This window comes from uncultured Alistipes sp. (genome assembly GCF_963931675.1).
GTDB lineage: Bacteria > Bacteroidota > Bacteroidia > Bacteroidales > Rikenellaceae > Alistipes.
Map to the genome: position 1 here is coordinate 1,626,992 of NZ_OZ007039.1, position 25,795 is coordinate 1,652,786.

At 46.7% G+C, this 25,795-nt stretch carries 22 protein-coding genes and 2 pseudogenes; 16 read left to right on the forward strand and 8 right to left on the reverse strand.

Features of this window, described 5'->3' with window-relative positions; genetic code table 11:
* Positions 1 to 41 precede the first annotated feature (41 nt).
* On the reverse strand, positions 42 to 881 hold the full coding sequence (locus ABGT65_RS06910) for a ParB/Srx family N-terminal domain-containing protein (protein ID WP_346700823.1): 840 nt from the start codon (positions 879 to 881) through the stop codon (positions 42 to 44).
* Positions 882 to 1,213: 332 nt separating this feature from the next.
* Positions 1,214 to 2,032 carry a hypothetical protein gene (locus ABGT65_RS06915; protein WP_296114342.1) on the reverse strand — a complete coding sequence of 273 codons (819 nt, stop codon included), beginning with the start codon at positions 2,030 to 2,032 and terminating at the stop codon, positions 1,214 to 1,216.
* A gap of 387 nt (positions 2,033 to 2,419) precedes the next feature.
* On the opposite strand from ABGT65_RS06915, the gene ABGT65_RS06920 reads away from it, so the two are divergent.
* From ABGT65_RS06920 to ABGT65_RS06940, 5 genes are all read left to right on the forward strand, one after another.
* The gene (locus ABGT65_RS06920; RefSeq protein ID WP_346700825.1) at positions 2,420 to 2,971 is read left to right on the forward strand and encodes a hypothetical protein; all 552 of its coding nucleotides are present in this window, start codon (positions 2,420 to 2,422) and stop codon (positions 2,969 to 2,971) included.
* 1,086 nt (positions 2,972 to 4,057) lie between these two features.
* Positions 4,058 to 4,276, forward strand: coding sequence for a hypothetical protein (locus tag ABGT65_RS06925; RefSeq protein WP_346700826.1), 219 nt, complete (start codon positions 4,058 to 4,060; stop codon positions 4,274 to 4,276).
* 74 nt (positions 4,277 to 4,350) lie between these two features.
* Entirely contained in the window at positions 4,351 to 5,664 is a 1,314-nt protein-coding gene (locus ABGT65_RS06930; RefSeq protein WP_346700827.1) for an AbiH family protein, read from the forward strand.
* A gap of 178 nt (positions 5,665 to 5,842) precedes the next feature.
* Entirely contained in the window at positions 5,843 to 6,571 is a 729-nt protein-coding gene (locus ABGT65_RS06935) for an ATP-binding protein (RefSeq protein WP_346700829.1), read from the forward strand.
* A complete protein-coding gene (locus ABGT65_RS06940; RefSeq protein WP_346700830.1) occupies positions 6,549 to 7,586 on the forward strand; it encodes a DUF3871 family protein in 1,038 nt (345 codons plus the stop codon). The genes ABGT65_RS06935 and ABGT65_RS06940 overlap by 23 nt, the downstream gene beginning before the upstream one ends.
* Positions 7,587 to 7,701: 115 nt before the next feature.
* Here the strand turns inward: ABGT65_RS06940 and ABGT65_RS06945 are convergent, their stop codons facing one another.
* Together ABGT65_RS06945 and ABGT65_RS06950 are read right to left on the reverse strand one after the other, a co-directional pair.
* Positions 7,702 to 8,676, reverse strand: coding sequence for an IS982 family transposase (locus tag ABGT65_RS06945; RefSeq protein ID WP_346700832.1), 975 nt, complete (start codon positions 8,674 to 8,676; stop codon positions 7,702 to 7,704).
* Positions 8,677 to 8,709: 33 nt separating this feature from the next.
* Positions 8,710 to 8,868 (reverse strand): annotated as a pseudogene (locus ABGT65_RS06950) (IS982 family transposase); the annotation flags it as partial.
* Positions 8,869 to 9,740: 872 nt separating this feature from the next.
* Between ABGT65_RS06950 and ABGT65_RS06955 the strand changes: the two are divergent.
* The 9 genes from ABGT65_RS06955 to ABGT65_RS06995 all read left to right on the forward strand — a co-directional run bounded on the left by ABGT65_RS06955 (position 9,741) and on the right by ABGT65_RS06995 (position 17,877).
* Positions 9,741 to 10,175 (forward strand): hypothetical protein, encoded by a 435-nt coding sequence (locus ABGT65_RS06955; protein ID WP_346700834.1) that lies wholly within the window; start codon positions 9,741 to 9,743, stop codon positions 10,173 to 10,175.
* A gap of 61 nt (positions 10,176 to 10,236) precedes the next feature.
* Positions 10,237 to 10,710, forward strand: coding sequence for a hypothetical protein (locus ABGT65_RS06960; RefSeq protein ID WP_346700835.1), 474 nt, complete (start codon positions 10,237 to 10,239; stop codon positions 10,708 to 10,710).
* Positions 10,711 to 11,122: 412 nt separating this feature from the next.
* Positions 11,123 to 11,887, forward strand: coding sequence for a transposase (locus ABGT65_RS06965; protein ID WP_346700837.1), 765 nt, complete (start codon positions 11,123 to 11,125; stop codon positions 11,885 to 11,887).
* A gap of 70 nt (positions 11,888 to 11,957) precedes the next feature.
* On the forward strand, positions 11,958 to 13,097 hold the full coding sequence (locus tag ABGT65_RS06970) for an IS481 family transposase (RefSeq protein WP_346699178.1): 1,140 nt from the start codon (positions 11,958 to 11,960) through the stop codon (positions 13,095 to 13,097).
* Between the two features lie 48 nt (positions 13,098 to 13,145).
* Complete coding sequence (locus ABGT65_RS06975) at positions 13,146 to 13,373, forward strand: hypothetical protein (RefSeq protein WP_346700838.1); 228 nt, start codon at positions 13,146 to 13,148, stop codon at positions 13,371 to 13,373.
* A 90-nt stretch (positions 13,374 to 13,463) separates the two neighbouring features.
* Positions 13,464 to 14,627, forward strand: a complete 1,164-nt coding sequence (locus ABGT65_RS06980) for an IS256 family transposase (protein WP_346700840.1) — start codon at positions 13,464 to 13,466, stop codon at positions 14,625 to 14,627.
* Positions 14,628 to 14,759: 132 nt separating this feature from the next.
* A complete protein-coding gene (locus ABGT65_RS06985) occupies positions 14,760 to 15,257 on the forward strand; it encodes a hypothetical protein (protein WP_346700842.1) in 498 nt (165 codons plus the stop codon).
* Positions 15,258 to 15,399: 142 nt separating this feature from the next.
* The gene (locus tag ABGT65_RS06990) at positions 15,400 to 16,437 is read left to right on the forward strand and encodes a hypothetical protein (protein WP_346700844.1); all 1,038 of its coding nucleotides are present in this window, start codon (positions 15,400 to 15,402) and stop codon (positions 16,435 to 16,437) included.
* Between the two features lie 183 nt (positions 16,438 to 16,620).
* Positions 16,621 to 17,877 (forward strand): reverse transcriptase domain-containing protein, encoded by a 1,257-nt coding sequence (locus ABGT65_RS06995; RefSeq protein ID WP_346700846.1) that lies wholly within the window; start codon positions 16,621 to 16,623, stop codon positions 17,875 to 17,877.
* 677 nt (positions 17,878 to 18,554) lie between these two features.
* Here the strand turns inward: ABGT65_RS06995 and ABGT65_RS07000 are convergent.
* The 3 genes from ABGT65_RS07000 to ABGT65_RS07010 are packed head-to-tail and all read right to left on the reverse strand — an operon-like array spanning position 18,555 to position 21,995.
* Complete coding sequence (locus tag ABGT65_RS07000) at positions 18,555 to 18,911, reverse strand: hypothetical protein (RefSeq protein WP_346700847.1); 357 nt, start codon at positions 18,909 to 18,911, stop codon at positions 18,555 to 18,557.
* Between the two features lie 13 nt (positions 18,912 to 18,924).
* On the reverse strand, positions 18,925 to 21,213 hold the full coding sequence (locus tag ABGT65_RS07005) for a leucine-rich repeat protein (RefSeq protein WP_346700849.1): 2,289 nt from the start codon (positions 21,211 to 21,213) through the stop codon (positions 18,925 to 18,927).
* A 23-nt stretch (positions 21,214 to 21,236) separates the two neighbouring features.
* Complete coding sequence (locus ABGT65_RS07010) at positions 21,237 to 21,995, reverse strand: hypothetical protein (RefSeq protein WP_346700851.1); 759 nt, start codon at positions 21,993 to 21,995, stop codon at positions 21,237 to 21,239.
* 732 nt (positions 21,996 to 22,727) lie between these two features.
* On the opposite strand from ABGT65_RS07010, the gene ABGT65_RS07015 reads away from it, so the two are divergent.
* Together ABGT65_RS07015 and ABGT65_RS07020 are read left to right on the forward strand one after the other, a co-directional pair.
* Positions 22,728 to 23,783: an acyltransferase family protein gene (locus tag ABGT65_RS07015; RefSeq protein ID WP_346700853.1), complete on the forward strand. Its 1,056-nt coding sequence runs from the start codon at positions 22,728 to 22,730 to the stop codon at positions 23,781 to 23,783.
* Positions 23,780 to 24,186, forward strand: a pseudogene (locus ABGT65_RS07020) (hypothetical protein). Before ABGT65_RS07015 ends, ABGT65_RS07020 begins: the two are co-directional and overlap by 4 nt.
* Before the next feature lie 23 nt (positions 24,187 to 24,209).
* On the opposite strand, the gene ABGT65_RS07025 reads toward ABGT65_RS07020, so the two are convergent.
* A complete protein-coding gene (locus ABGT65_RS07025; protein WP_346700855.1) occupies positions 24,210 to 25,793 on the reverse strand; it encodes a peptide chain release factor 3 in 1,584 nt (527 codons plus the stop codon).
* Between the last annotated feature and the right edge of the window lie 2 nt (positions 25,794 to 25,795).

Below are 25,795 nucleotides of genomic sequence, written 5' to 3' on the forward strand. Positions count from 1 at the left end.
GGAACCGACCTCCTTTCTTCTAAAGGTATGTGGCGTTTCCATTACCCGAGGTACTTATCCAGCGTGTCATAGGTCGCCTGTTCCCGCGTGATTCCATCGTTCGCCTTGGGATTCATGATCTCTTTCACTTGCGCCCCCGTCAGACATCTCAACCTCATCTCCATCTGACGGCTGAACTGCATGGGATTCTCCGCATGGTTGAACTTCTTAATCAGGAAGGTAATCAGATATTTTTTCGCCAGGAACGAATTCGGAATCCGTTCCAAAGCTGCCTTATACCACTTGACGCTTCTGTAGAACCATCCTGCATCTCCAAATGCCCGCGGCAGTACTTTGCTCTTGACACTGGCTACAAGGTCTTTCGGTTTGAGGGAGTTGGCACCCGTACACCAGAGAGAGATGGTCGCCAGCGGGAAGCCCTTCGTTTGCAGCTCCACGGCAAAATCGAAGACCTCATTCTTTGCAGCCAGGGCCATTGCTGGGGCTGCCATGTAATCGGTCCCCTTCCACGAGGTCGTGCAGATATTCATCTCGGCGATCAGGGCCGCAATCTCCATCTCGGCATTCAGCGCCTCACAAATCACAAGTTCATCCAAGTTCTTGCCCAAGTTCATCCATGCGACCACTCGGTGCTGTCCATCCACCACGGCATAGTACCGTTCTGCCTGTTCGTTAGGAATATCGTGTCCTTGCAGGTCGACCAGACAGCCGTTCATCTGGCAGACCTCTTCACCCTTCACGACGGTGATGGGCGACAGCTGTCCATGCTCCTGCATCGATTTCTCCTTGGCCTTCACGGTCTTGGCATTGGTCGGGCGGTTACCCTTTACAAATGCGAACTGACGGTTTTCATTATCCGTGGAAATAAGCATTTTCTTCATAATATTAGTGCGGGTTGACCTCATACCACCCGCGAGGTGTTAATAGTGAGTATTTTTTAACGGTTTTCGTTTCTCGGCGTCGGGTCTGACTGGTGAGCTCTTGTCAGCTCGTAGGACGGGCGGAGGATGGCTTGGGCGAACTCCCATCCTCGTTCCATCGTTCGATTCGACCTTCAGCCTTTCGGTTCGGATACTCCCTCCCAACCGAGAAGCGGGGTGTATGTCAAGGAACCTGTGTTCGCGTTTTCACTATTAACACCTGCTAAATTTATACCAATCTGTTTTTCAGTTAATTATGTGCTTTCGACCGTCAATCACATCTAAAATACATTTTACTCTTTTACCCATGAAATGGGGATAGGATTACCTTTATAGGTTTTTTTACAATTTTGAAGCATATCATATGTGTTTTTATAGGACAGGTCCTGCTTTGACACATTGTCAGAGCAAGCTGTCAGATAATCGCAAATGAACTGGCACAGTTCCTGAGGAACGAAGGACTCAATATGGAGGACTCCATGGAGAAAGAGAAGCGTATTGTACCCAAGAAAATTCATGAAGGTCGGTCGTCTCTTGGGCAGTTGGACGTCAACAGGCAATAATTTATCCAACGGAAACGGATTTTTCAAATATGCCTTCTCGATCATCTCCACCAACCAATTCTGGGAATTGGATATGGAAACACTTCCCTGCCCGTTGGCCGTAAGTAAAAATCTCTGGTTGGGATTGAATCCATCGGCCTGAATGGTTTTCAGGAAACGATAGACGTTGGCAATATCTTTACTCCGTTCTGCGTCTTCCAATGCCGCAATTTCTTCTTCTGTATAGGGGTGTAAAACGGGATTCACGTAAGGGGCAAGCATGAGAACATAGAAAGGTAGGTGGTCCTCGTCTAAAAGCGTGGGATATTTATTCTGTAGCTCCAACAATTTTTCGTAATGCGGCATATCGAAAATGATTTTCAGATCCTCTGGGAAAACATCGAAAGTACGGGATTCCCAATATTTCGGCAGTACATCGACCACTAAATCATTATCGTAACAAGCTCTTTCAAGATTTTCGTTGATGCTCCAGCACGAAAATTCATAGTATTTTTCAAGATAAGGAAAGGCTTGCTTGATGAAATCAAGCGGAAATGATACGAGGCTCATAATTTTCAAATTGGGGTTATTCCCAAAGATAACGATTTTTCCTGTAAAGTTCTTTGAACAACGTCCTGTTAAATATGTGATTTAATAGGAACTTTATGCCTTTGCATATAAGTTATAGTGCCAAGATAAGGACAACTTTTTTTGCGGTCCAAATCTTTGCTCTATGTTTATAGGCTTTTAAATGGAGAGATAGAGATTTACTCAAAACTATCCTATAAATTAGTCGTTCCGCAATTGCAAGTGGTTCAAATACTCACTAGTCATACAACTCAATTGATAAGAGAGGTATTAACAAAGAATATAGATTTAATCCCTATGTCAATTTTGTCCTCATTTTTTGTATCTTTATGATAACAGGTGATTCCGACACCCTAAAACTTAATATTTATGAAAACCAAGAACTACTACAAAGACACATGTAAGGCCTATAATAGGGCTTACCATGTAATTGATCTGGATGAGTACAAAGCCAAAATGATTGCCGACGTTCCTGCAACAGAAAATCTAATAATATGGAGTTGGGTAACTCCTGGGACATGCAGCAGCAATGCTCTCTTCATTTGCAGCCTTAACAACTTATTAGGAACATTCGGAGAATGTTGCAACTATTGCGAGGGAATAGTTATATCTAATATAGCCTTAATTATGTCTAAAGAGCCAACGGTAATGGCTGTTCACCATAGCTTTATTTATTCAAATAAATATAAGTGTTATGTCGATTGTACCCCTGGGAATCAACACATTCCTGACTGTTATATTTATCTTTTATCAGACGAGCTAAAAGATAAGGAACTGAATAAGTTTTTAGATTCTATTAAAACCAAAAATAAAAATGGAGAGGAAATGTGGGAACCAAGATTTATTCACGAAGATATACCTTATGGAGTAGATGTTCCTAAAGAGTGGATATCATCCAATCCAAAGCATCATAAATACTAAAAGTCTGGGTCATAAAAAATACATATCAAATTATTTGACTTTTGATTAAATTTTTATTACCTTTGTATATCCTATACAGATAGGTTAATTCTTGTTTCTTCCATAAAGAATATGATATTAGGATTGATAAGGGCGGCATCATATGCTGTCCTTATCTTTGATCGATAGTCGCATATTTTTGAGTGCGAAATGAAGATTCCCTATAAAAAGATAGTAGGCAGGCAGTTGCTTAAAACTGTCCTATGATAACTGCTCAAAAGTGTCCTATATATACACTACCTACTTATACACTACCTAATAAAGTCGTTCCGACCATGTACTACCACATCAAAGACCGCAAGTGATTCGAGAACCGCAAGCAGGCGAAAGAACACTATGGCGTAGCCCGTTTCCGAAAACTGCTGCATTTAAAAGAGATTCTATTTACTAACCCTCAAAATTCCATTGCTAACGATGAATTATACTGCTATACCCAAATCGATCGTCACGTTTCAGACAGGCAACAGTAAACCTGTCGATGTTTATGTATGAGCAACCATCAAATGCTGCTCCGACCACCAGACAAATATTTCTCACATTACCGAAGAAAAACTGGCCCTCCTTACAGGGCTGGATGAAAGAACCATCCGCCGTGTTATCAAACGGCTCAAAGAGGCAGGCTGTCTTACTGTGCAGACAGCCATTAAGGAAGATGCCGTCCGAGGATTTATCAAGCGGAACAGTTACCAGATAAAGCCTGTCGAGAAGGATTTCTTCCTGCTGAATAATGGCTTCTTTACAAGGAATTATTCCGCAAAGATGGCGGGATTCCTACTCTTGTTAAAGGCCATCTGCCTGAACAACACAAATACCATCCAATGAAGCAAGAGCCAGATTGCCCAGACACTCGGTCTGTCTCGCAATACCGTTTCGGCTTTATTGGAAGAGTGCCGACAAGCTGGACTTATAAAGCCACAGGCAAAGGGCTATGAACTGACGACGGATTGCTTTATCCAACCAGCCATTAAGCAAACGGAGGCCGCCATTTATAAGGAGCTATGCGATTTCTGTAAAGCCAAAGGGGTAGCAGCACCCAGACGAAACAAGGTGGCATTATCGGTACTGCTTACCAAGTACAATGCCGTTGGCATTCCGAATACGGAGCCAATAAGTCTGACCTACCAACTCAACAAGCGTTGCACGCAACTACCCGAGAAGGTCTCCATCCCCTACTTTATAAAGGTACTCGATATGCAGGAACAGTATCGGGAGGTGACGAAGCAGCACAAACAGAGCCAAGAGGAGTTTGGAGGGTTTAAGTTTTAGAAATATAATTTGAGTGAATGTTTTTATACCCTCAAAAGATAATTTTTCGATTAACTTTGTAAAAAAGGCAGATTATGAACAGAATAGTATTAATCGGGAATGGTTTTGATTTAGCTCATGGCTTGCCTACTGGCTATGTCGATTTCATAAATAATTACTGGGAGGATTTCCACTGTCATGTACTCAATGGATACGCTCAATACCTATTAAAGCATTTCGGAGTTGCTCCCATTAAGTCATACTCGGACAATTTTGCTGACCTTAAAGTAATAAATAAAGGGAGTGACGAAATCACAGAATTCACAGTCACAGATAATGAACAAAATGCATTTAATGAGTGGTGTCGATTCATTAATGATTACAATCAAGTTGGAAGATTTACAGAATCTCTCCAATTAACATTTAAGAATCCGTTTTGGAAACACATATCAGCGCAAGCCTCGTTGGAGAATTGGGTAGACATTGAGAACGAATATTTTCAATCATTAAATAGGCTAATAGATCAAGAACGAGATTTAGGCTATAAATCCGCAAAAGAGCTAAATATAGACTTTCATAGTATCCAAAACTTATTAATAGAGTATCTGCGCAAAATTCAAGAAGAAAAGATTTCGGATGAGCTTTTCAACGAAGGGATCAATAAAATAATATTTGAGTCTATTAATCAACAAGACATATCCAAAAGTGGCCAAGATTTATTTTTGGAAGATATTTCATCTCAATTATTTAATTCCCCTGGAGGAATGTGTCTAGGAGAGATAGAAGACGAATTGAGAATTCACCCAGAATATGAGATTTTGGGGACAAGAGAGGATTCATTTCGTGTAATGGTGGAAAATAAAATAAACAAAGGACAGCTAAAGGATTTCCTTATTCCTAACCAAATACTTCTGCTTAATTTTAATTATACAAATACTGCTAAAAAATTATATGTAAAATCAGACCATTACCCAAAGTGCGAATTGATACATATTCACGGAGAATTAGATGATAAGAACAATCCAATTATTTTTGGATATGGCGATGAAATGCACGAAGATTATAAAAAAATAGTCGATCTGAATAACAATGCCTATTTAGAAAACATCAAATCAATTCGTTATCTTGAAACTGATAATTATCGGAGACTCTTGGGATTCATAGATTCTGCACCTTATCAGATATATATAATGGGGCACTCTTGTGGCAACTCTGATCGGACCTTATTAAATACCCTTTTTGAACATAAAAACTGCTTATCAATAAAGCCATATTACTACCTAAGAGAAGATGGAACAGATAATTACATTGATATTGTTCAAAATATATCCCGAGACTTTAAGGATATGACATTAATGCGAGACAGAGTTGTTAATAAATGCTATTGTCAACCATTAGTAACTCCTTAACATATTCTGTTCTCCTACAAATACCCCGTAAAACACCCCTCCCCCTGTTCGGCTTGTAAAACGAATCTCGGGGAGGGATTTTTTCTGGCCGATTATCGGGAATTTTTCCAGACTAACAACAAAAGCAACAGACAGATGATGAGTGTATTTATTTATTCATCATCTAATTTGTAGCTTTATGCAATTACGTCCATCCATGCGCCGTGCAGCCAAAATGCGGCTCGCTCTGGCTGGAGCCTCGGGGTCGGGAAAGACCTACTCCTCGCTCCTCATCGCTTACGGCATGACCTCCGACTGGTCCCGTGTTGCCGTCATCGATTCCGAGAACGGCTCGGCCGATCTCTATGCCCATCTGGGCAGTTATCAGGTCCTCACCCTGCCCGACTACTCTCCCGAGACCTACATCGAGGCCATCGGTATCTGTGAACAGGCAGGGGCCGAGGTCATCGTCATCGACAGCATCTCCCATTGCTGGGACTATCTGCTCGATTTCCACGCCAACCTGCAGGGAAACTCCTTTGCCAACTGGGCCAGGGTCACACCCCGTCAGAATGCCTTCATCCAACGCATTCTCAACTCCTCGTGCCACATCATCTGCACCATGCGTTCCAAGCAGGATTATGTCCTCTCGGACAAGAACGGCAAGATGGTCCCCGAGAAGGTGGGATTGAAGGCCGTACAGCGCGACAACGTGGACTATGAGTTCACCGCCGTGCTGGACATCGCCATGAACCACAAGGCCACCACCTCCAAAGACCGAACGGGGCTCTTTACAGGGCGTCCCGAGTTCACGATAACTCCTGCTGTCGGTCAGGCCATCCTCAAATGGTGCAACATGGCACAGTCCACGCAACAGAATCCTTCCACGCAAAACCTCCACAGCCATGCTTCCAGCCTTTCAGCCTAATCCCGAGTTTGCCGTAGGGTTGAATCTACCCGTGAAGGAGGCAACCATCGTAGAGGAGCGTTCCGTAACGCCGATTGTATCGTTGGGGACTATACCGCGTACCCGTCACTTTATCGAGGCCAACACCAAGCCTGTCGATATGGCCCATCTAAAAAACGATTGTGTCGTTCCCGTATTCAGCAAGGACAACGAGGTAACGATCTCCCACCAGAGTTTTATTGAAACAGTGTTAGGTGCTGCCCACCGTATGTTTCCACAAGAAGCCATCGACACACCCGATATTGTCGTTTCGCATATCATCAAGGGACGGATTCCCGAGGCTATCCACAAGCCCGTGAACCAGCTCCTGGAGACGGACAAGACCATCTATTACGAACGCATGGCCTTCTGCTTCGAGATTCCCTCGATTTACGAGGAGGTGGCAGGCAATCGGTTGAATCTTTCGATCGGAGGGGTAAGGGCCTATAACCACGAAAATCTCTATTCGAAAAAGACGGCCGAGAAGTTCAAGGTCTTCATCGGATTCAAGAACCTTGTCTGCTGCAACCTCTGTGTATCGACCGACGGATTCAAGCGGGAGTTGCGGGCGATGAGCGTACAGGAGTTGTTTAAGGCTTCGTTGCAGTTGTTCCAGCAGTACGATGCCGAACGGCATATTCGGCAGATGGCTGCATTACAGCGGCAATCGATCAGTGAACACCAGTTTGCGCAACTCATCGGAAAGGCTCGATTGTATCAATACCTGCCCACAGCCGAGCGAAAGGCATTGCCTGCCATGGAGTTTACCGACTGTCACGTCAATGCCGTGGCAAAGGCCTACTACATGGACGAGAACTTTTCCAGAGGGGACAATCCCGAGATTGACTTGTGGAAGCTCTACAACCTCTTTACGGGAGCCAACAAGTCCAGCTACATCGACACATTCCTCGACCGTTCGCTGAATGCAACGCAGTTGATTGCAGGAATCGGACGGGCCTTGGAGGGAGATTCCGAGTACAGTTGGTTTGTGGAATAGCGCTTTACAGAGTAGAATACCCTTGCTGTCCTGTGACGGCAGGGGTATTCTCTTTTACAACAAAACAAAGCGCACTAATATATAGCGAGACAGTTATATTAACCCGTTGGCGGAATTAAGTCAGCGCATACTTGACTCTTCCAATGGGCTTGTTGTTTTTGTAGTTAATGTATTGTAGGATTGTAAGTGCGCTGATTTTCCCGATAATCCGGGCGAACAACCCATCCGTGTCTTTCGCATAATTGCGTATGAGCATAAACTGGTCACATAGCTGTGAGAACAAGGGTTCTATCCTTTTCCTGGCTTTGGCAAATGGATGGAAGACAGGTTTCCAGTCCCTTTGGTTTCTCCGGTAAGGCACTTTCAAACGAATATGGGCCGTCTCAAAAAGGTCCAGTTGCACATCGGCACTGATATAGCCCCTGTCTCCAATCACAGTGCAGTTGGAATAATCGACCTTGACATCCTTCAGGTAATTGATGTCATGCACGCCCGCCTTCGTCAGGTCGAAAGAGTGTATGACCCCGCTCAACCCGCAGACGGCGTGCAGCTTATACCCATAGTAATATGTACCTTGTGAGGCACAATATCCGTAGGACGGGGCTTTCCGGTAGTCATTCCCGCCCATCGTACAACGCTTGGCGCGTGCTATCCGACATACCTCTACCGGCTTGGAGTCAATGCAGAAATAATCTTCGCCGCCATCCATCTCATTGGCGATTCTCTCCCGGATGAGCCTGCAGAGCTGTGCCGTAAACTTGCGCCTGTCGTTGTATTGCCTCCGGGATATAAGGTTCGGCATTTTGTCCCCGTATTCCTTCAATCTGGAAAACAACAGGGACTCGCTGTCTATTCCGACCGCTTCGGATGCCATGCTCAGAGCGACCACCTCAAGGTCGGAAAACTTGGGGACAACACCCGGACGGGGCACATTCCCTTGTTCATTGACTAAATTTCCTGCTTTTTGTTTGCAGATGTCCAGAAATTTTGCGAATATTGCGTATAAGTTGTGCATACGGTGTATGTAAATCAGATGTTTAGACACCTCTAATTTACTAAACACCAATAATATGCGCAACTTTTTCTTCATAAAAGTTTTATGCCTTTAATTCCGCCAACGGGTATTACCTGATTCATTTACCAAATTACTTGACACTTGCTTGCATATGTTCAGAAATTTTGCGAATATTGCATATAGGTTGTGCATACGATATTTGTCTATTAAAAGTTTGGGCACCTTTAATTTACCAAATATCAACAACATGCACAACTTTTTATTCATAAATCTTTTATCAATTTAATTCCGCCAACGGGTTTATATTATTCATAATCTACATATTACGATTCGCTGCAAAGTCTGCAACTTACGGATATGGAATTTATGCTGACGTAAAGTCGGAATCCGTGGTTTTCAGGGTTCTGAAAAGCAGAATTTCAGGGTTTATGCAGGCGTAAAGTTGAAATTCGTGCAGATCTGCCCAAATTCAGAAGAACAAAGTTTACTTTCCACTCGAATTGCTATTGGATTACAGCTTTGTTTTGGCGAAATTTGCGTTACAATACCCCAGCAGAGTGTTGCGTATTGAAAAAACATTTCCTAACTTTGTGTCGCTGTCCCATACGGATAGTAACATATTGATTTAGTGAAAGTGTTTCGCTAATCCTTGAAGATGAAATTTGGCGATTTTAGAGAACAAGGATAGGCAATACAGACACTCATCACCGTGTATAGGCATATATCGTTCTGATATATACTTATTCGGTGTGGGGTATTGTTTATTTGTTCTCGGGCCACGCCAAATGCCTATCTTCAGATAAACGAACAACTCCACACTTTCTTTTTGCTTATAACCCACCGCAGCAGGAGTTGGTACGGTAAGAAACTTATTGTGTTATGCTCATAAAAAACCTTGTACCTAAACAGAGTACCATGCCGACTTAATTGATGTTGAGAACAATAAATTATCCCTGTAATCATTCAAGAAGACAGAGGACAGTAATAAACACACCTATAGAGATTACTAATCAAAAGAAACAAAGAGAAAATAATGTTCATTGGATCTCAAAATAAGCCTTACGCAAAGAACTAGACAGAAAGACTGAAATCATGCTTAGAATTACAATTCGTTGAATTACTATATCAATTGTTATATTATGAAAAAATTAATTTTTCTTTTCGGATTTATCTTTTTATGCGGAATAGTAAATGCCCAGAATTATACATGTTTTAATTCCTCAAAATATACCATAGAAACATATGCACCAGACAAATCGGGTAATATGATATGCATTGGTATAAAAAAAGAAACTCACAATACATGCTTTTACTTAAACACCACACGAGAGGAATTTTTTTCAAGCGGAAACAGCTTTACCAAGACCAAAGAATATGTTAAATCACGAAATATTAGAGTTAATAATTATGGGGAAGGAGTAGAATTCACTTATGAAGATTTGACTACTGCAACATTATTTCGGAGAGGTAATATGGCTACAATTATTATAATAAAAGGTACAGAAAATGGAGTTGTTTTAGTATACACTTATACATGTAATGAGATCTATCAAGCAAATGTTACGTTTTCGTAAATACGAAGATAGCATTTTCCCACAACCTCTATAATTATATTAGAATCAAATATTTAACACCATGAAAAAATTATTCTTTACTGCATTTTTCATTTGCATTTGCAGCGTAAGTCTCCTCTTAAATAGCTGTGATCTGCTCCCAGCAAATAAAGAGAAAAACGAAAAAGCTAAGACTGAACAAATGAGGACAGAATACAATCGAAAGATAGCAGAAAGAGATAGGAAATGGTTAGATCAGAACGAAGCAACAGCCAGAAACTTTGCTAAAAACTTTACTCGAAATAAAGGATATACAATTCAATCAACAACGTTGGAAGGAAGGGAAGCTAGCGATGTCGGATCCAGCGGTATGAGATTCGTAGAATACAATAAACCTATTCCAACCGAAATACAATCAGCATATTATAATTATAACATCGTTACAGGAAATATCAGTGATAATGGAGGCTTGATCCATATTCGGGTACGAGTTAAATACACCAGATATGAAAATCCGAATTGGACTGTTGATTATTTCCGAGCTTCCCGTAATTAATTTCTGCCATGAAACAGTTAATTAGCAATATATTGGATGCTGTATTTATAGGGATATTTAATAGAGCCCCCCTATAATTAAATATGTCTTATACGGGATCAGCAGCGGAACATTTCTTATATATCTCATTTATTTACAGTTAAAAGATCGTAGAATATCAAAAGTTTTCTTTCTTGACTATGAAAAAGATACTATTATTAGCTCATTTGTTGATACTGTTTCAAAGAGTGTGTCTAGGGGGGGGGTAAATAAAAAAGTCTACAGATTTTTTAGATTTGTACAGGGAATCAACAAAAAACGGTAATGATGCCAAAAGTGGTTGGTGGTATAAAATGTAACCGACATAATATTTGGTAGTTATAAGGATAAAATAGAGATTAGTAGAAACGGGTTTCTACTAATCTCTATTTTTATGTCAAAAAAACGAAAAATACGCTGTCCTCATTGTGGCTTTTTAGAGACAATAAAATGGGGTACTCGTAGCGGTTGCAGCCGCTATTATTGTAAGAATTGTGGCAGCTATTTTACGGATCGTCGAGACTGGATTTCCGATAAAAACAAGTTTATATGGTTCGCGCGTTGGGTTCGCGGTAAACAGCGTATTTGTGACCTTGCGAGTGAGAGCGGATACAGCGAACGCACCCTAAAAAGATACTTCTATCGGCTCTTGCCCCAGTGCCCTTTATGGCAGATACAGCGACGCGAGAAGGTAAATCTTCTGATCGACGGCACCTACTTCTCAAATAAGATTTGTCTGGTTGTATATCGGGATCACAACATCAAGATGACCCTCCTCTATCGCATAACCAGGAGTGAAACGCTGCGGGATTTGAAAGCAGACCTAACGGCTATACGCGATGTCGGCATTCAAATTGAGAGTGTCACCTGTGATGGATCTCCCAATATCATAAAAGCGGTGCGGGAAGTGTGTCCGGAGGCGATCTTGCAGCGTTGTACGGTACATGTAGCGCGAGAGATAGAGACGTGGATTACACGCAAACCACAGACCGTAGCGGCACAGGAACTCCTCGAACTGGTGCACTTGTTAAATGGAGTACAAACACATGATGAGGCACAGTTATGGATACGGGCTTTTATTGACTGGTATCGGCGACACGAACCATTTATCAATGAAAAAACCGTAGATGAGCTGTCGGGAAGATGGTGGTTTACGTGAATTAGTCAAGACTTAATCTGACAGTTACGCATAAAAAGAGTAGATTTGTAACATAAAAGCAGATTAAGTTATGACCACATCAGAAAAAGTCATCAAGAACAAACTGGGACTGCTTGAGCTGTCCCAACAGTTGGGAAACGTGTCACGAGCCTGCAAGATTATGGGATACAGCCGTGACAGTTTTTATCGTTTCAAGGAACTGTACGAGCAGGGCGGAGAACTGGCCCTGCAGGAGATTTCCCGTAAAAAGCCGGTGATAAAGAACCGCGTGGAGGAGCGCATAGAGCAGGCTGTAGTGCAGATGGCCATAGCCAACCCGGCTTTGGGACAAGTACGCGTATCCAACGAGCTGCGCAAGAAAGGCATACTCGTATCTCCCGGAGGAGTGCGCTCCATCTGGCTCAGGCATGACATGGAGACCTTCCAGAAACGCCTGAAGGCACTTTCGACCAAGGTGGAGCAGGAAGGCATCGTGCTTGACGAGAACCAGGTGGCCGCGCTGGAAAAAGCCAAGGCGGAGAAACAGGCACACGGGGAAATAGAGACTTATTATCCAGGCTTCCTTGTGGCGCAGGACACCTATTATGTAGGGTATATCAAAGGCGTGGGGCACATTTACCAGCAGACGGTCATCGACACCTATTCCAAAATCGGATTCGCCAAACTTTACGACAGGAAGAACGCGCTCGTGGCGGCGGACATGCTCAATGACAGGGTGGTTCCGTTCTTCGAGCAGCATGACCTGAAACTGATGAGGATGCTCACGGACAGGGGAACCGAATACTGCGGAAACAGGGAAACACATGAATACGAACTGTATCTGGCCATCGAGGACATAGACCATTCCAAGATCAAGGCCAAGAGCCCGCAGACAAACGGCATCTGTGAACGCTTCAACAGGACTGTCCAGAACGAATTCTACGCCATCGCTTTCAGGAAGAAGATATACACCTCGATAGAACAACTGCAGGCAGACCTTGACACTTGGATGAACTCCTATAACACGCAAAGGACGCACTCCGGGAAATACTGTTTCGGGAAAACACCCATGCAGACTTTCCTCGAAGGAATGGAGGTGGCAAGGAGATATCAATTGCAGGATGCAGGGAAAATACAACCTGATGAGCAGGTTATTGGCTCACCAGGTTGTGAGAGTGAGAATAGTTGCGTATCTTCGCAGATGGCATCGGACACTTTTTTTGCCCGATAGTATAGAAAATGTCAGAACAAGTCTTGACTATTACAGTTTACGCATAAGATGCTGCATCGAAGTGTCTCGCATATCAAGCGTGCCATACCCGATCTGTTTTCATACACGCGATACCCTAATGTACCTAAATCTTCAAATTCTATTGAGTCGTTCTTCGGTCACTTGAAGGATAATTTAAGAATCCATCGTGGACTCTCGGAACAACATTTTAAGGACTTTGTAAAGTGGTATCTTTTCCTGAACAGCAATGATGGAATTATTAAGAAACGCAAATGACCAGAATCGTACAATTCTGGTCATTTGATCCAATACGACACCAACCACTTTTGGCATCATTACCCAAAAAACTAAAAAAGGAGTAGACTTATGGTGTTGACAAAGGAACAACTTTCCGAATTAATATGCAAACATTCGGAGCGAGAAAATGGTCTTCAGGATCTGTTGGAGATCTTATTGGAGAGTATGATGGTCTCGGAACGCCGGGAATATCTCCGGGAAAACTCCGCATCAGGAAATAAATGCAACGGTTTCCGTCCGGGGCATAGTTACGGTCATGGCCGTACGCTGACGTTCCGGATACCTCGAGATCGCTACGGGAATTTTCATCCCCGGATTCTGGCGATCCTGCGCCATCAGGAGGATGAATGCGAACGCCTTGCCGGAACGCTGTATACGAAAGGTCTTACGCAGGAACAGGTTGGCGAGGTATTCCAGGATATCTATGGCGAGCACTACAGCAAGGCGAGCATTTCGCGGATGCTGGACTACCTCCGAGAAGATGTCTCGCAATGGCTCACGCGCTCTCTGGAGGCTTATTACCCCATCGTCTTCATCGATTGCGTACACATGAAGATCCACCGCAAGCGGAGCGTAGAAACAGAAGCTTTCTATGTGGTGCTAGCTGTGCGTGAAGACAAGCGGCGTGAAGTGCTGGGGATCTTCAACAAGCCCACGGAGAGCGCCCTGGGCTGGGGCGAGATGCTCGCAGAACTGCATGAACGAGGCGTTCGGAAGATCGGCCTGGTGTGTGCCGACGGGCTGAAGGGTCTGGAGGATGTCATCAGTGCGGTCTTTCCCGGAACCCCGCTACAACGCTGTACGACGCACCTGAAACGCAATCTGCTGAGCTGCGTGCGCAACGGCGACAAGGGCGAGCTGGCCGAGGATCTGCGACAGGTCTTCCGTACGGGGGATCGCAGCTATACGGTGGAGAGAGCCTGGGAACAATGGCAGGCGCTCTGTGAGAAATGGGGTCAGGATTATCGCAGTTTTCGACGACGGGGCGAAGACCCAGCCTACAAAGCCTACTTCACCTATCTGAATTACGAGGCAAGGATTCAGTCGATGATCTACACGACGAACTGGATCGAGCGTCTGCAGAAGGATTTTCGACGGGTTACACGCATGCGGGGAGCCATGCCCAGCGAGGAGTCGGTACTGCTGCTGATGGGTAAAACGGCCATGGATAAGAAGTCCTACCTGAGGCCGGTGCCGCGGATCGACCTGGATCGGGAATTATTCCCCGAGTGAAGACTATAACACAAAAATATGAACAACACGCCGCGGCGTGTTGTTCTAAATCAAGAATCGCTATATTTGCATATCTGAAGAATCTGAAGGCGCCTGCACAGACACACTTTTTGAAACACTACCCATTTGCTTATGTGCAACATGATTGGGGCTCAAAATATAGATGGATTCGTTTTAGGGAAAAGTCGAATAGAAACCATTAGTAACATACCAATAGGATTTAAATATGTAACAACAGATAATCCCAATAAATTAGAATATGCGAAGATGTCCACTGTTTTAGACGGTTTTAGAGGAACAACCTACGAGCTATTATTCAAGGATAATAAACTATATAATTTTACGAAACATCTATCCGATGTATATACAGACGATATGCATAGGACTCCAGAACAATGGTTTGCGGATATATATACAGTTTATATGGAAAAATTCGGCGATCCAACCTCGCAATATGAAGGAGCTTCCTTTTGGTATTGCTATTGGGCTCTCCCCAATTCTCAATTATCTTTTAAATTTTCATGGACGATCAGACAAAAAGAAGAGCTATACTTTGGCTCTTTGAGAACACGAACACATTATTATCTCAATATAACAATAGACTGGAAACCCAAAGAATCAACCCATTAATTAGATGGCTTATTGGGATAATACAAAAAATATTAAAAAGAGAAATAGAAAAGTTCTGTGCTCTTATCCTTAAAAGGCATTACGTTTTTTCATTGAGATAAGGGGGGGGGTAATTGAGATTAGGTTAAAAATAAAAAACACAATGGGATTCTGGGATATACTGTTTCGGAACAAGAACGACCAATACACGACTCCCGCAACCCGCGAACAGATTGCAGTGGATCCGAACTCGTTTTTTCAGGTCGGGATGTTCAAGGATGCGGCAAAAGCGCGTTACAGACGTCAGAACACCAAATATATGGCGATTGCCGCCTGGAAGATTGCCGAACTGCTCAACGAGCATTTCGCCAACTACCACATCCGTTGCATGGTGCCTGCCTCGGCCATTGACAAAAAGGCTCCCGTGGAAGCATTGCCCGTCCATTTCCTGATCTTTGAGGGGAATGTGCCGAAGGTAGCCGTTGTCATCGTGACCCGATACGGTTCCGAAAGCCGCACGGTTCTGGCGACCAAACAGGTTTGTGAAGCCAACAAGATTGCCTACGTCAAGGTCTATGCAAACGGTTGTTATGCGGACTGGATTCAAGACGGGGACCGAATGAATCCCGATGATGTCAAAATGTGCAAGACCTACATCATCTCCCACATTCAGGACGGGCTGACCCAGTACGAGGGCAAAAAGCCACAACCCAAACCGACTCCCAAACAGGAGGTGGCAAGCGAAATCGACATTCCCGCTAATTCCCAGTTCCGCCTGGCGGTATTCCATAAGGCTGCCAAACGAACCTATGCCAAACCCAGCATACAGGCCATGGCCAATGCCTTGGAAAAGATAGCCGAGATGATTGCCGAAAATTTCGATCCCGCCACGGTTCGTTGCATGGTGCCAGCCTCGGCCATCGCCCCCGACTGTAACCCGCATGCTTTGCCTGTTCATTTCCTGTTTTACGACAAGTGGGAGCGCCCAAGGGTCGCCATGGTCATCGTAACCCAGAATGGCTACAATGTCCCGAATGTTCGGGCCACGAAAGCCATTTGCGAAGGACAGGGACTTCACTACATGCGGATCTTTGCCAACGGGTTCTATGCCGACTGGATGACGACCCAGCCTGCCAAGGCACCCATGTGCCAGGCCTTTATTCTCAAACATATCTTCGAGGTTCTGAAATATCGCCACTGAAAGGATGCCTTGCACCTGTGAAGGGCTCAGCAGGGGACAGAAGTTGATTTTGCAGGTAATCCTCCCCTGTACAGTCCCGTATCCGATACCACTCGGATTTTAACATTTCCTTTCAGGCAGTTCGGCATGGAGCCTTACCGCGGGCAGGGATCTTCATGTCGAACTTTTTTACAAACACAGCGCATGACACTGATTGAACAGCTTGCCGACGAGCAGACATGGAACGAGTTTTTCTCCTACAAACAACAGTTGGGGCACCTTTCACAACAGCATGAAAAGGAGTTGCAGCAGTTTATCGGAGAGAAAGCCTATCTGGAGGTTCTTGATCGGATTCGGGCAAAGGGATTCTCGCTACCGCAGAAACGGTTAATCAGCAAGGTAAACAGCGACAAGAAACGGGTGGTCTACACCTGCCCCACAGCTGAAAATTACCTGCTGAAACTCTTGACCTATCTGTTGATTCGTCGGTACGATCGGTTGTTTGCGCCCAATCTCTACTCCTTTCGGGCCCGACACGGGGTCAAGCGGGCCATTCAGTTTTTGCGAGGAGCCGAGAATCTGTCGGCAAAGTTTGCCTACAAGGTCGATATTCACGACTATTTCAATTCGGTCGATGTGGAGTTGCTGCTACCCCGACTGCAACGGATCATGGCCGACGAGACGGAGTGCTTCCATCTGATTGCCGACCTGCTGACCAATCCCCAAGTGGTTCTTCCCGACGGACAGATCACTTGTGAACGAAAAGGCATCATGGCGGGAGTTCCGCTGGCTTCGTTCCTGGCCAACCTCTACCTGAACGATCTGGACTGGCACTTCCATCGGCAAGGAATGCTGTATGCCCGTTATTCGGACGACATCATCCTGTTTGCCTCTTCTGCCGAAGAGCGCGAGATGGCGATCGACTATCTCCACGATTATCTTCAAGCACATCGTCTGACAATCAACGAAAAGAAGGAGGTCGTCACGGAGCCTTCTCAGAAATGGACGTTTCTGGGGGTCTCATTTGAAAACGGCGTGTTCGATGTCTCGGAGGTTTCAGCCTCCAAACTCAAGATGAAAATGCGTCGTAAAAGTCGTGCTCTGTTGCGCTGGAAGGCTCGGAAAGGTATAGACAATGACAAGGCGGCACGGGCTTTTGTAAAGGCGTTCAACCGTAAACTTTATGACAATGATGCCGAAAACGAACTCACGTGGTCGCGCTGGTTCTTTCCGATCATCAACACGTCACGGACACTAACCCTGATTGACCATTATATGCAGGACTGCCTGCGTTACATTGCCACCGAGAAACGAACCAAAGGGAGGTACCGATTCACTTACGAAGAAATGAAGGCGCTAGGCTATCGAAATCTGGTTCATGAATATTATCAGATCCAGAAACAAAAAATTAATGAGGATAATCAAACAAAGAATCAACAACCAGTCCGTTCTGCAAAATAACAGTAATATGACACGAGAATATCTATGGAGAAACAAAAGCAATTAACCTTTTCCAAGGACAGACTTTGCAAGGGGGCTCAAATATGCCCCTTTGCAAAAGTTTGTCCCTTCTTTAATGTCATATCTCCTCAATTCACTTATTGTTTAACCAACCGTGGTTTTGCATCCGTGTAAACTGTCGTGTAAACCGCTGATAATCTGTCGTCGCAATTATCTGGTTAATAGATTGTTATTGGCTGCTTGTAACGTCTGGGGGGCGTGTGGTCGCTGGTTCGAATCCAGTCACCCCGACTGATGGAAAATCCTTGATATTCAATCGAATATCGAGGATTTTTCTTTTGTGGTATATAGTCCGAAAAGCGGCGGTGGTACACAAGTGGTACATAAATAGTCGCCATCCGAAAATTTCAATCTCAGTCGTTAAGTATTTGGTTTTTGGGCGGTTGCTGTATTTGGGCCTATACAGTCGCTTCGAATAGGCGGATAATGAATTTATCGGGTTCGTGGCTATATGAGCTGTAATCGCCCCTGAAACGCTTCTATCGGGATTTAACAAAACGACCTGCCGCATGACGGCAGGTCGGAGAAAGGTCGGGATAAAAGTTGAATGAGATAGGTGGATGGATAACAACTTACAACTATGGTTTTATCCGCGACCGGAATTATATATGAAACAATCAGAAACTACAATATCGAACACTATGCCCTCCTCTTGTAATCTCATAATTGGTGCAGGGGTCTTCAAATAATGTTTGATATAAGACATGACCTAATATGGAACTTTGTCCTGTTTGAGATTTGGGATATCTCAAAAGGATCGCTTGCAGTGCATGATCATTAGCCCAGTCAATTTGTTTTTTGCCGACAAGGTCTCGTGCCGAAAAAGGCTTGCCATTTCGGTTGAATCCTTTTTGTCGGATAATCTCCATTAAATTTCTGCGAACATTGGTAAGTTCGTCTGCTGTCAATGCCCGTACCTGCTTGGGCTGAATGGCGGTCGGCTGTAATTTGCCGTTTAGCTTTTCGTATAACATGTGCTGTAATCAGTTAAAATTCGATTTCTTCAATAGCGGTAAAACGGGAGGTCCAGGGATCTTTATCATATGCATCTTTACATCCGAAGGGAACTCCCAAATAACTATACTTACTGGAACTTCCAAACGAAGAGGTTGAAACATTCGGTGGGGTTGTTGCTTTACAATACACTTTGGTAAATTGTAAAGGACGGTTGTATGAATAAGGGTAAGAGGATGAAACAAATACATCTTGACTAAAAACGTAACCATCTATCTGACTTATTCCGCTGCCGATGGCCAGATACCCATTGAATCCGGTGCAATCGCGAAAAGCACTGCTTTCAATCGTCGCTACCTGGTCGGGGATGACCAAATTGCCGGTAAATCCGGAACATTCGTAAAAGCAATATTCTGGAATGGTAGTTATTCCGGTGCCGAACGTCAGCGTGCCGGTAAATCCGGAACAATTGTAAAAGGCATATGTCCCCAATGAGGTGACGCTGTTGGGAATGTGCAGGCTCCCGGTCAAGGTCTTGCATCGGTAGAAGGCACGTTCGCCAATCGTTTGCAAGCCTTCGGGCAACACCAGATTCCCGGCCAACGAAGAGCACGCTTCGAATGCGGATACTCCGATCGAAAGGACCGTGCCTGGAATTTCTATCGAAGTAATGCTGCTTCCGTTGAACGCATTGTCCGGTATGGCTTCCAGATTCAGTGGCAGAATGACTGTTTTAATCGTACTGCTTTTGAAACAGCTGGCCGGAATGGTCGTATTGTCGATTTGTGCCAAATCGACCGATTCCAAGGCGGGCATGGTGCGCATAAAGTCGTAGTCGAACGTGTTGAGGTTCCCGGTCAGTTTCAGCCCGATCAGTTTCTCTTTCTCATCGGCGGAAATGTAGTTTTCCAACGTCCCGGCCGTTTCGACATGGACCGTCTTGTATCCCGAAGCCTTTTGGGCGAACAGAATGCTTTGGGCAATCAACCCGCTGTCGTCTTTCAGGTTGACGGTCGAGTAACGATAGGTGGTGTTCGGGTTGGCCTGGGCCGTAAAGGTAAGTGTCTCCTTATGGGTTGCCGCGCGTGTTTCAGCTATCGAAAGCCATGCCTGGTCGGCTTCCGGAATCTCTACCGAGTAAGTTACGTTGGTTTCTACCTCGACTTGCACCGTTTCTCCTTCTGCGGCGATTTCCACGGTGTTGGTCGAAACGAGGATGACGCTTTCGACAAAATTGAGGATGCGCATGATGGTATTCGTCCCTTTGGATACAAAGACCAGCACCCGGCTTGCTCCGAGATCCGCCGACGGGGTTGTGACGATGATTCTTCCGGATCGGTAATCCGTCGGTGAAACCGAGGCTTTATAAAGATCTTGCGCTACGACTTCAATCAGCGTGTTTTCGTCTGCTCCGGTAATTGTATACTCGATTTCATAGGTTTTGTCCGGCAAAACATTGATCGAATCCGTATTGCCGAATACGATATCCAATGTTTCGGATGCCGTTGCTTTCGGAATCGTAATCGTGCTGTCGTCATTCAAGGTGAATATAACGCTGTCGTCGGTTTCTTCAACATCCTTGAAAATACCTCCGGCCTGCCCCGGTTCACCCGGTTCTCCTTTGTCGCCGGTCGCTTTTCCAAGTTGTGTCCAGGAGGCTCCGTCGTTGTAGGAAACATACCAATACCCATCCTCTATTTTTAACTGAGGAGTAATCCCATCTTTTCCATCTTCACCGGGTTTCCCGTCTTGGCCGTCGTTGCCGTCTTCGCCTGGCTTGCCGTCCTGACCGTCGTTGCCGTCTTCGCCTGGCTTGCCGTCCTGTCCATCGTTGCCGTCCTCGCCTGGCTTGCCATCTGCACCGTCGCGACCTTCTGCCTGAATCTTGTTGCCTGAATCATCCGTCAGCCAGTCGCCGTTCAGCGTCCAGTAATAAACGCCGTCGGTATCCTGCTTTACTCCGATTATCGGCGTTGATCCGTCGTTGCCATCTTCGCCGGGTTTGCCATCCTGCCCATCCTTGCCGTCCTCTCCATGGTAGATGGTGATGGGTGCACTTTTGGCAAAAGAGATGGTGTAGCCGATTGTCTCCCCGTCTTTGGTGATGGGGGTAACTCCGGTAATGTAATCATTGTCTTGGAGGGCATTGACAAGGGCTTGCAAGGATGAGATGTTGGTATTCATCTGCTTGCACAACTCTTCGAGTTTGGTGACTCGATTCTCGAGGTCATCTACACGGCCGGTCAAAGCCGAATCGTCGTAATCATCGCCACATCCCGATAAAATCGAGACGGCGAATAAAAAACAAAGAATCTTTTTCATAATATGGTAGGTTTGGTTCGTGTTTATGCTTCGTCTCCTTTTACAACTTTGTTCTGATAATCCATATATCCGCAGTATTTGCAACGGCGTGTTATTTGCACTCGGTTGTGATGGACATAATAGATTTGGTTGTCTTGTTTTACTCGTTCGGTTTTTGCCACTCCGAGAAACTTTTCATCGATCTCCTGCATGGCCCGGAGTTTCCCGCAATGCGGACAACGACGAGATGTTATCCAACTGATAATCGAGTATACGATTGACCCGATGAAAAGCAGCAGAATTACGATTCCCCAACCGCTGTCGGAATTTTCTGTGTTTGCATCCGACGATGTTGATAAGGTTGAACTCTGATCCGATGTCCTGGATGTTTCCGATGATACGGAAATCGGGGCTGATGGCTTGGTCGTTGTTGCGGAAGAGCGGGATCCCCGATCATCGCGGGTTCCGACAGTTTGTGTGGCTCTTTTCGGTATTGTGTTATCAACGGATTCACGGGAGAGGCTGGCTCCTTCCTCCTGGGGCATTCCCAATATCGGATTTGTATCGCGGATCTCCTCGGTCTCGACTGGTTCCTGGCTGTCTTTTTTCTGCTGACGCTCCGCTTTACGCTTTTCTCTGCGGTCTTCCCGTTCCTGGCGCCGTTCTTCGCGTCGTTCTTTTCGCTGAACTTTCTTATCCGGCTCCTGGCTTTGTGGCATTGCGGATAAACCGGATAGGGTAAATGAGAAAATCAAGAGTCCGCAAATGATTCGCTTGTTCATAGCAACAAAGGTTGTTGCCATTCGACTCCGGTATGGCGGGGTTTGTACAAAAAGAAAGTGTGGAGTCGTTAGTTTATCTATGCAGAGGCTCTGGTAAAGCCCGAATGTAAATAAACAGATACAATACCCCACACCTGTATAGTATGGGATGACATCTCACATACCAATACAGATGATGAGTGTTGTAGCAATCCTTACATTCAGTGAAATTTACCAGATTTCTGCATAAGGATAAAAGCTAAACACTTTCATCAAATATGTACGTCGCCTGCGCGGCATACAAAGATAGAAAATGTTTTTTAAACAACACTCTTCGGAAGGGGTATTGTTGCCATTATGGTTGAATAACGGCTCGGGATATGGACGATACGTCACATCCACGGTCCCGGAGTTCCTCCCATGCCGTCTTGCAGCCTGCCTCATACGGATACTTTTTCATAAATTCTGTCCATTCCATGTCTGTTTCGTTTTATTGATTTCAGGGGCAAAGCTATCATCGGAGTGTGCGGGAACGCGGCATACGGGGCTATTTTGGGCGATAAATAACCTCCATGCGATGAAGTCTGTTTTTGTTTACGCTCGGAAAGTGGCGTGGTTGGGCATCGAAGCAATCTGGAAAAATCCCCTGCGGGAAATCCGTCCGCGGGACGCTTGGCTTGTCAGCCCTTTTTTCGTATCTTTGAGCCCGCCCGGCGCCTTGTGGGCGAGGAATATGCCCGCAAAGCCGGATTGACTCACACCTTCAAGTAAAGTATGATGAAATCGGATCGGAATTTCCCGCTGGATCTGTTGCGGGTCCTGGCCTGCTATCTGGTGATCCATCAGCACGCCAGCGAATTCTTCTATGTCGGGGAGGCCGGAAGCGTCGTTCCCGGTGAGAACACCTTCTGGATCGGAATCATTACCAGCATCGCCCGGATCTCCGTGCCGCTGTTCGTGATGATTTCGGGCTTCCTGCTTCTGCCGATGAAGGGGACCTGCTCCGAATTCTTCAAGAAACGCTTCGTCCGCATCCTCGGCCCCTTCGTCGTATGGTCCGCCCTCTATGCCCTCTATTATGTGGCCACCCGCGGGGATTCCTGGGGACAAGCGATCACGAATATCCTCCATATCCCGGTCAACTTCGGCGTGGAGGTCGGGCATCTCTGGTATATCTATATGCTGGTCGGGCTCTATCTGATCGTGCCGGTGATCTCCCCGTGGCTGGCGAACTGCTCCAAAGCCGGACTGCAAGGGTATCTCGGGCTATGGGGTGTTACGACGCTGATTCCCTATATTCATCTGATCTTCCCGCAGATCTGGGGCGAGTGTTTCTGGAATCCGACTCCGGCGTTCTATTATTTCAGCGGATTCATCGGTTATTTCCTGCTGGGATTCCATGCCCGCAGATACGGCCCGTTGTCCCTCTCCTGGGCCGTGCTCCTCACCGTCGTGGGATACATCGTCACGGCGGCGATCTTCTGTTCGCGGGTGGAGACGGCCGCCACGATCCCGGATCTGGAACTCAGCTGGGGATTCTGTACCGTCAATGTCGCGATGATGACCTACGGCGTCTTCTCGATCTTCCTGCATGTCAAGGCCCGGGGCGAAAGCCGCATGGGACGGCTGGTGCAGGACATCTCGTTGAAAAGCTATGGCATCTACCTTGCGCACATCATGATCCTGACGCTGTTCGTCGGATGGCTCCGGCCGCTGTTCTCCTCCACGCTGACGGCGGTTCCCGTTATGGCGCTCTGCTCGTTCGTCTGCACATACCTGCTGGTGCGTCTCCTGTCGTACCTGCCCCGGTCCAAATATTGGTTGGGATGAGCCGCGGTGTGATTGCTGCGGTCGGGCGGCGTATCGCTCCCGACCGTATCGCGGAACTCCGCGACGATGAGATCTTCGTTTTCGGGAGCAACCTCGCCGGCATGCACGCCGGTGGTGCCGCGCGGATCGCATGCCGATGCTTCGGCGCCGTGTGGGGGCAGGGTGTCGGTTTGCAGGGGCAGAGCTATGCCATTCCGACCATGCAGGGCGGGATGGGGACCATCCGTCCCTATGTGGATGAATTCATCGACTTCACGCGGCGGCATCCGCATCTGAAATTCTTCGTGACCGGGACGGCTGCGGCATTGCGGGCTTTACGTCCGAAGAGAGCGCCCCGTTGTTTGCGGTGGCGGTGGAGAACATCTGGCTGCTGGCCCGTTTCTGGGAGGTGCTGACCCGATAGGCTCGGCGTTCCCGCCCTCCCTGCTAAAATTCCGAGGTGAAGTGGAAGCGGATCTCCTTGAAGTTCTCCTGAGCCAGCGCCAGGGCATAGCTCGTGTCCGCCAGGAAAACGTCACGGCCGTGTTTGTCGACGGCCATGTTGGTGTGCTTGCGGCGTTTGAAATCCGCCAGCTGTGCCGCGTTGTCACTCTCGATCCAGCACGCCTTGTAGATCGAAATCGGCTCCCAGCGGCACGCCGCATTGTACTCGTGCTCCAGCCGGTACTGGATCACCTCGAACTGCAGCGCTCCCACCGTGCCGATGATCTTGCGGCCATTGAGCGATGAGGTGAACAACTGCGCCACACCTTCGTCCATCAACTGATCGATCCCTTTGGCCAGCTGCTTGAATTTCAGCGGGTCGGCATTTTCGATATAGCGGAACTGCTCCGGAGCGAAAGAGGGGATTCCGGTGAATTTCAACTTCTCACCCTCGGTGAACGTATCGCCGATTTTGAAGTTGCCCGTATCGTGCAGACCCACGATGTCGCCCGGATAGGCGAAGTCGATCACCGACTTCTTCTCGGCCATGAAGGCCGTCGGCGAGGAGAACTTCATCTGTTTGCCGCTCCGCACGTGGAGGTAGTTCCTGTTGCGTTCGAAAACGCCCGAACAGATCTTCAGGAACGCGATACGGTCGCGGTGGTTCGGGTCCATGTTCGCATGGATCTTGAAGACAAAGCCCGTCATCTTGGGCTCTGCGGGATTCACCTCGCGGGTTTCGGTCGTCGCGGGGCGAGGCGAGGGGGCGATGCGGATGAAGCATTCCAGCAGCTCGCGCACGCCGAAGTTGTTCACGGCCGATCCGAAGAAGACCGGTGCCAGCTCGCCCCGCAGATAGGCGTCGCGGTCGAATGTGTCGTAAACCCCTTCGACCAGCTCGACATCCTGCCGCAGTTGTTCGGCGAACTTCGCGCCGACGTGCTCGTCGACCACCTCCGACGCAAGGTCCGTGATTTCGACCGTCGAGGCGTCGGCCGTGAGCTTCTCGTCCGATGTAAAGAGCGAGAGCCGCTTCTCGTAGAGGTTGTAGACCCCCTTGAACGTAGGGCCGTTCGAGATCGGGAAGGTCAACGGCCGAACCCGGATATGCAACTCCTTCTCCACCTCGTCCAGCAGGTCGAAGGGCTCCTTCGAGGGGCGGTCCAGCTTGTTGATGAAGACGATCACGGGCGTGTTGCGCATCCGGCAGACATCCATCAGCTTGCGCGTCTGCGATTCGACGCCCTTGGCGCCGTCGATCACGATGATGACCGAATCCACGGCCGTCAGCGTGCGATAGGTGTCTTCGGCGAAGTCCTCGTGGCCCGGCGTGTCGAGGATATTGATCTTGCGCCCCTCGTACTCGAAGCCCATGACGGAGGTGGCCACCGAGATGCCGCGCTGGCGTTCGATCTCCATGAAGTCCGACGTCGCGCCTTTCTTGATCTTGTTGCTCTTGACGGCCCCCGCCACGTGGATGGCGCCGCCGAACAGCAGCAGTTTCTCCGTCAAAGTGGTTTTTCCCGCGTCGGGGTGGGCGATGACCGCAAAGGTCCGCCGCCGGGTGATCTCTTCCTGTAAGGTCATGT